Source organism: Pseudoalteromonas sp. S1650 (assembly GCF_005887195.1).
Lineage (GTDB): Bacteria > Pseudomonadota > Gammaproteobacteria > Enterobacterales > Alteromonadaceae > Pseudoalteromonas > Pseudoalteromonas simplex.
The window spans coordinates 1-5,806 of the sequence record NZ_PNDF01000106.1 but is presented as its reverse complement, the minus strand read 5'-3'; the positions used below and the strand labels follow the sequence as shown (position 1 = coordinate 5,806).

Genomic DNA, 5,806 nt, shown 5'->3' with positions numbered 1-5,806 from the left:
AAATGCATGTCACTACCATGATCGATTTTTAAAACTGTGGCAGCCCCTTCCTTACAACTAAGTCCAAACGGGTCTACCCAATTAACCAGATTCGGCGCGTATTGGTAGTGGTTTATGCCGCCTACTAAGCCTATCGGGTCTTGATTTATAAAGCGTTGTTGTTTGGGGCTGTAATAGCGGTAGCGGTTGTAGTGTAGGCCGCTTTCCTCATCAAAATATTGCCCTTGAAAACGTATAGGCTGAGTGAAGCTGTTTTCTTTATTAAAGTCAGCATTAGCTTCTGGTTCTTCATAGCCGTACACATCGGCGTGGTTTTGCCATACAACCTCTGCGTTTTTATTAGTTACAAAACGTGGGGTGTTAAGTTGGTCTAGGTGGTAGTAATACAGCTCACCTTGTTTAATCAGTGCGACTGGGTGAAATTGATTGGGTAAGTTGATGTACCAGGTATACTCGCCGTGCTGGTATTCACCTATTAGCTGGTCGTTATCCCAAATATAATCAATCTTGCCATGCTCAGTCTGCTTAGCGATACGACGACCTAGTGGGTCATAGTCGTAATGTGTTAGCGTGCCATTGTTGTTAAAGCTGCTTAATTGGTTGAATGCATTGTATTCAAGGTGCGTTTTTATGCCTTTGCCCGTTTCGCGTACTTGGTTACCACAGTCATCGTATTCAAAGTCGCTATCGCCAAAATGCGTTAGGCAATTAGAGCCAAAATATTTGCAAGGCTTAGCCAAATAGCCCAAGCCTATAGAACATCCGTGTTGTTAAAGAGCGATTTTAATTATGAAAAAGCTTTTCGTATAAGTGCATCATGATCAAGTACTTCGATTTGACCAAATTGCGCCAATATAGATAAGTGAACAAAAATATTTACCTTGTTAATATTGTCAAAAATAGCTTCTCCACCAACAATTAAGCTCGGTTCAAAACCAAACATTTCGTCTGCCTTTAATTCACCAAATTTTTTGATAGATGGATCAAATAAGTCAGATCTAGATTTATCTTTAATATCAAAATCTTTAACGTTTGCTCCACCAAAAAAGATCTCTAATGAAAAATCATTCTCATCACGAGCATTCCCATCTTGCTCAATAATCCAACCTCGCCGAGTATTAACTTCATATTTATAACCGGTTTCTTCACCCCAAATATATAAATTTCCAAATGCACTTCGTGCAAAAACATGATAGATATCATTATCTGGAATATCTGTATGTTCTAACCATTCATCAAGGGTATCTTCATAATCATCAGGGTTAACAATCCAAAATAAACCTTGTTTAAAGCTACAAAACCCATATTCTTGCCAATATTCTAATAAACGATCTGGGAGCTTATTTTTAAATTTTTCTAATGTTATTGAAGAACAGCTTTCTTGCTGCTCTGGCATTCCAAAATCTTCTAAAAAGCCCTCAAAGTCCTCATCTAATTTAAATTTGTGCATCTTTCCGCCTCACTTACAACGTGATAATTCGACATTCATTTTTGCATCTGGCCCATGCAAATCCATGGCTTGCTTAGCTGCTTTATCCATTTCATCAACTCTATCGGCTTTCGCCCATTGTGAACAATGGTGAATAATTAAGCAGTGACTATAAAACAAAGGTTTTTAACACAGAAAGTGAAAAATGATATTGTCTGAATCAAAAAAAAAAGATAATATCCCTAAATTAAGGACTAAATCTAGATAAGGAATATCATGATTAACACCCAAGAAAAACCAACAATCCCCTCTCCAATAGATTTAATAAGCAGGTTAATCAATCAAGAATCTTCTTTTGAAGTTACTCTTTTTGATAAGTTTGGAAATAATTTTACCGGCAGGTTAGAAGAGTTAAGTGAAAAGAGTAACACTGTACTCATATCTGATAAAGATAAAAACAAAACCATTTTTGATTTAAATTATGCAACACACGTAACAATTAAAGACCAAAATTCAACAGTAAATTTATTTAAAAACTTAGAAACCAAACAGCCAACATCAGAAATAATTGATATAGATGAAATAATAAATTTAACGTCAGAAATGTTTAAATCAAGTTATGATTTAGAATTTAAATTCTTTGCTGATAAATATAATAACAATATTGAGGCTGAAAAAATCTCTATTGTTATCGATTATTTAACAGAAAACATAAAAAAATTAACTAATGATGACTTCACATTATCAGCAATAAATAAAGTACATACATTCCACATTAAGAATGACGAAATGTCAAAGTTTAATTTGAAGCTCAATAATAAAACTATAACAATAAAAATTAACTACTCAGAACCTTTACCACACAGCATTAAGCAACTTATCGAAAAAGGACTTAATAGAACTTTGTAATTCATTAAGTTAAATCATTAATAAACATGTCAAATAAATAAGGAATGACAATGGGACTAAGAGAGAAAAAAGCAGCAAGAGAATTTGAAAAGAATCGTTTCGATTCACTTAAAAGACAAATTTTCGAAGCAGCCAAATTCGAATTTGATATAGAAGTAAATTGGGAAACGCTTGCTATTGATGATTACGCTCATTTATATGATCAAACTTGGCCTATGATCTATTTTGAACCAACCATAAAAGCATTTAAAGAAATGTGTTCTGATGAATTTTCTAAAGAAGCGATAGAAGAAGATTTGAAAAAATTAATCATTCAAAACTATGGTAATGTTCATAATGCTAACCACTTTGCGACATACAGTAAGGGTATTTTAACCTTAAATCATTCACCAATATTGAATGCGGCGAATCAAATAGATGAAAGAGCTGAATCAGTACAGAATGCTATAGAAAAAGAGCTATAACATTCTAGTTATAGACTTAAATGTAATGATCTACATTTAGTAGATCATTACAACAATCAATTTAAAATAAAGATTTTATTTTATCAGTATAATCAGACGCTCTTCGAGTCATCTTATGACCTGTTTCAATATTTAAAGTATTATCAGATAAAGTAAAGTTATTTTTTGAATCTAAAAAGTCTTGCTTAGCTGTTATTTTAATCTTTTTTAACTTTGCTAATTCTTCTTTATAATCTTCATCACTTCCACATATAGATGTTATTGCCTCAAGTGCCGCAACGGTTCGTTGACCTGAATGAGAAATAACCCACTCACTCTTATAGTTATCTTTATTAAGCTTTTCACTATTACTACTAATCATATTCTTATAGCTATCCCAGTCTACAGTTACATCTAAAGCTGAATTTCCACAGCTAGATTTTACTTTACTCACTTCAGCTACAATATTACTGTCAACGTTCCTCATTGCTTTTTTATCTTTCACTGACGCATATGATGTTGAGCTAGCCATTAATAAAACCATACCAAATAACAATTTATTTTTCATAACCCTTCCTTTTGTATTTAAAACATAAACAGAAATATACTATACATCAAAAAACACAAAAAATTACCAAAAATATTAAAAAAGTTACTTTATTCATAGGTGAAATTAAAATTTCGACACTAAGATTGAAATATTGCTTGCACAGTGAAATGCATTTTTTTTACTATTGAATGCACATTACCTCAAGCTAACTTTAGGTCAACACATTGGAGCAAATTATGTCAGATAAGAAACTTATTGATGCAAACCTTTCGGTTGGCTTTGTGGCAAAACGCAGTGGCGTAAAAGTTTCGACCTTGCATTTTTATGAGTCTAAAGGGCTTATTCGCAGCTGGCGTAATAACGGTAACCAGCGCCGCTATAAACCCGATGTATTGCGCCGAATTGCCGTTATAAAAGCTGCGCAAACCATGGGCATAACTCTTGAAGACATTAAACAAACGTTAAGCACCCTACCCGAGCAACGCACACCCACTAAACAAGATTGGGCAGCTCTTTCTAAAGTTTGGCAAACGCAATTAGATGAACGCATTCAATACATGCAACGATTGCGCCAGCGCGTTAATGGTTGCATTGGCTGCGGCTGTTTATCAATGGCCAAATGCCCTATCTACAACAAAGATGATTATTTAGGTGAAGAGCACAGCGGCGCTGTGCTGTTAGAAAGAGATTAAAGTTAAGTTTTGCTCAGCTCACACATACCGTAAATAGCAAACGTATGCTCAGGCGCCTCTTCTATCTGAATATCAACTGTTTGTGGGCTGTTTGATAGATCGCAAACAAGATCACCAAGCAACCCTTTAAGGGTATTACTATTTTCATGAATTGAAATACTTGTATACCAAAGCACAATACCTTCGGGAGTGCCATTTTCAAGGTAGATATGTTGAATAAGCGAGTCATTATCAAACATATTTGCAGGTTTAGCTGTTCTTATTAGTTTTTCATCAAAACGAAAGCGGCCATTCTCATCTGTTATCGTCTTATCAATGTATTCTTTACCATAAGTAAGCGAACGGGTTACTTTTTGTTTTGCCACCGGTTTACCATTATCTAGTAAAACCCCTTGAACTGGAGCAGATAACAAAAAATCACTTTTATTGAACAAACCAAACATGCCTGCGAATACCTCAGTTGAAGTAAAAAGAAAAATAGCGATAAATGCTAACCTAACAAAGTTCACTACCACACGGCCTCTCTATTCACTTGGCAATCTACTGGATCTAAATAATGTTTTAGCTCCTCAGGGAATCCATGTTTTTCGGTTATGTCTTTATCAATTTTGAAGTAATGCTCTATCGATTGATATAAGTGAGTACCAAGCGGGATGGATGTATCCATAAAGGTCATGGCTGTGGCGTATGCCAGTGAATCCCATTCACGATTCGAACCACCAACGTAAAATGTTGGCTTAGTGAAGCGGTAATGTTTAGGGTATTTTAACGGCACCATGAGTGATACAAATACACGTGAGCCACCACGGGCTGAGCCGACATTCCGCTGATTTGCGCCATAGCAAACAATGTCTTCGTAAGGTAAATAAAACGGTTTTCTAAACAAAGTATGCGGGGTTTTTACAAGGCCGGTATGGCGATTAAAGTAAAAATTATCTCGGTGCGCTAATATGGCTCGATGTTTTAAAGTGAAATAACCCAAACCAAAGAGCGTCACATAGATTGAGGCCATAATCCAAAAATATTCAAACCCATTCGCAATTAACGCATATACATGAAATAAGAAAACCATAAAAGCGAGTGTTTCAAAGAAAAAACCAAGTGCTGTAAATAAGTTAGACCAGCCTCCAAACCATGAAATAGCCAATTGCTTACCATCATTCTCTACCCAATGCCCCTCAAGTGTTGAGCCGCGATTAGGAGATTCAAGCTCTGCTGCATATTGATCAGTAAAACGCTTACTTTTAAAGGTACGAGTTTTAAAGCGGCAACCATTGAGTGCTTCTGCTTTTTTTAATCGTGTTTCATAACTGTCTTTATGTAAATAGTCTCTTGGTAGTTGTTCGTTATAGGTTTGACTATTCTTACGGTACCTACAACTATTTTCGGCTCTCCTTCTATTTTCTGCAGCTTTTTCAGGGTTATCTCTTCTAAATTCTTCTAATAGCACCTCAGCTTCTTCATCTAAGGCGAGCTGTTTGATGGTTTTATCTTTTGCTCTTGTTGGGTCTCTACCAGGGTTTTCGGCGCACCACTGGTTAATTGCGTTAATACGATTTTCTCTTTTTATTTTTTCTCTTTCTTCACGAGTTAAACCGTCGTTTTGTTCAGCAATATAGCGCTCAAGCTCCTCATCACTAATAAGGTTATCAATTAAATCATCCAGATTGCTTGATTTTGCTGAGCTTTTATCATCACTACTCATTGTTACTCCTTTATTTGCTGCACTTATTCTGTCTTGTTTTTATATTTAAATTTATTATAGAATTGATATATATAATAT

Annotated in this window: 8 protein-coding genes; 3 read left to right on the top strand and 5 right to left on the bottom strand. The window is 35.1% G+C overall.

Annotated elements, in window-relative coordinates; translation table 11 throughout:
• Together CWB80_RS21305 and CWB80_RS21300 are read right to left on the bottom strand one after the other, a co-directional pair.
• The coding region (locus CWB80_RS21305) for an RHS repeat domain-containing protein (RefSeq protein ID WP_283235115.1) at nt 1-740 on the bottom strand (740 nt) is incomplete at its 3' end.
• Nucleotides 741-787: 47 nt separating this feature from the next.
• Nucleotides 788-1,450, bottom strand: a complete 663-nt coding sequence (locus tag CWB80_RS21300; protein ID WP_138599214.1) for a GAD-like domain-containing protein — start codon at nt 1,448-1,450, stop codon at nt 788-790.
• A gap of 255 nt (nt 1,451-1,705) precedes the next feature.
• Between CWB80_RS21300 and CWB80_RS21295 the strand changes: the two genes are divergently transcribed.
• The gene (locus tag CWB80_RS21295) at nt 1,706-2,338 is read left to right on the top strand and encodes a hypothetical protein (protein ID WP_138599213.1); all 633 of its coding nucleotides are present in this window, start codon (nt 1,706-1,708) and stop codon (nt 2,336-2,338) included.
• Between the two features lie 50 nt (nt 2,339-2,388).
• On the top strand, nt 2,389-2,802 hold the full coding sequence (locus CWB80_RS21290; protein ID WP_054554047.1) for a hypothetical protein: 414 nt from the start codon (nt 2,389-2,391) through the stop codon (nt 2,800-2,802).
• Between the two features lie 61 nt (nt 2,803-2,863).
• Here the strand turns inward: CWB80_RS21290 and CWB80_RS21285 are convergent, their stop codons facing one another.
• The gene (locus tag CWB80_RS21285) at nt 2,864-3,349 is read right to left on the bottom strand and encodes a hypothetical protein (protein WP_138599212.1); all 486 of its coding nucleotides are present in this window, start codon (nt 3,347-3,349) and stop codon (nt 2,864-2,866) included.
• 218 nt (nt 3,350-3,567) lie between these two features.
• Between CWB80_RS21285 and soxR the strand changes: the two genes are divergently transcribed.
• Nucleotides 3,568-4,023, top strand: coding sequence for a redox-sensitive transcriptional activator SoxR (soxR, locus tag CWB80_RS21280; RefSeq protein WP_171041569.1), 456 nt, complete (start codon nt 3,568-3,570; stop codon nt 4,021-4,023).
• A gap of 2 nt (nt 4,024-4,025) precedes the next feature.
• On the opposite strand, the gene CWB80_RS21275 is transcribed toward soxR, so the two are convergent.
• Nucleotides 4,026-4,532, bottom strand: coding sequence for a DUF6795 domain-containing protein (locus tag CWB80_RS21275; RefSeq protein WP_138599211.1), 507 nt, complete (start codon nt 4,530-4,532; stop codon nt 4,026-4,028).
• A complete protein-coding gene (locus tag CWB80_RS21270; RefSeq protein ID WP_138686300.1) occupies nt 4,532-5,728 on the bottom strand; it encodes a hypothetical protein in 1,197 nt (398 codons plus the stop codon). Before CWB80_RS21270 ends, CWB80_RS21275 begins: the two co-directional genes overlap by 1 nt.
• Nucleotides 5,729-5,806 lie beyond the last annotated feature (78 nt).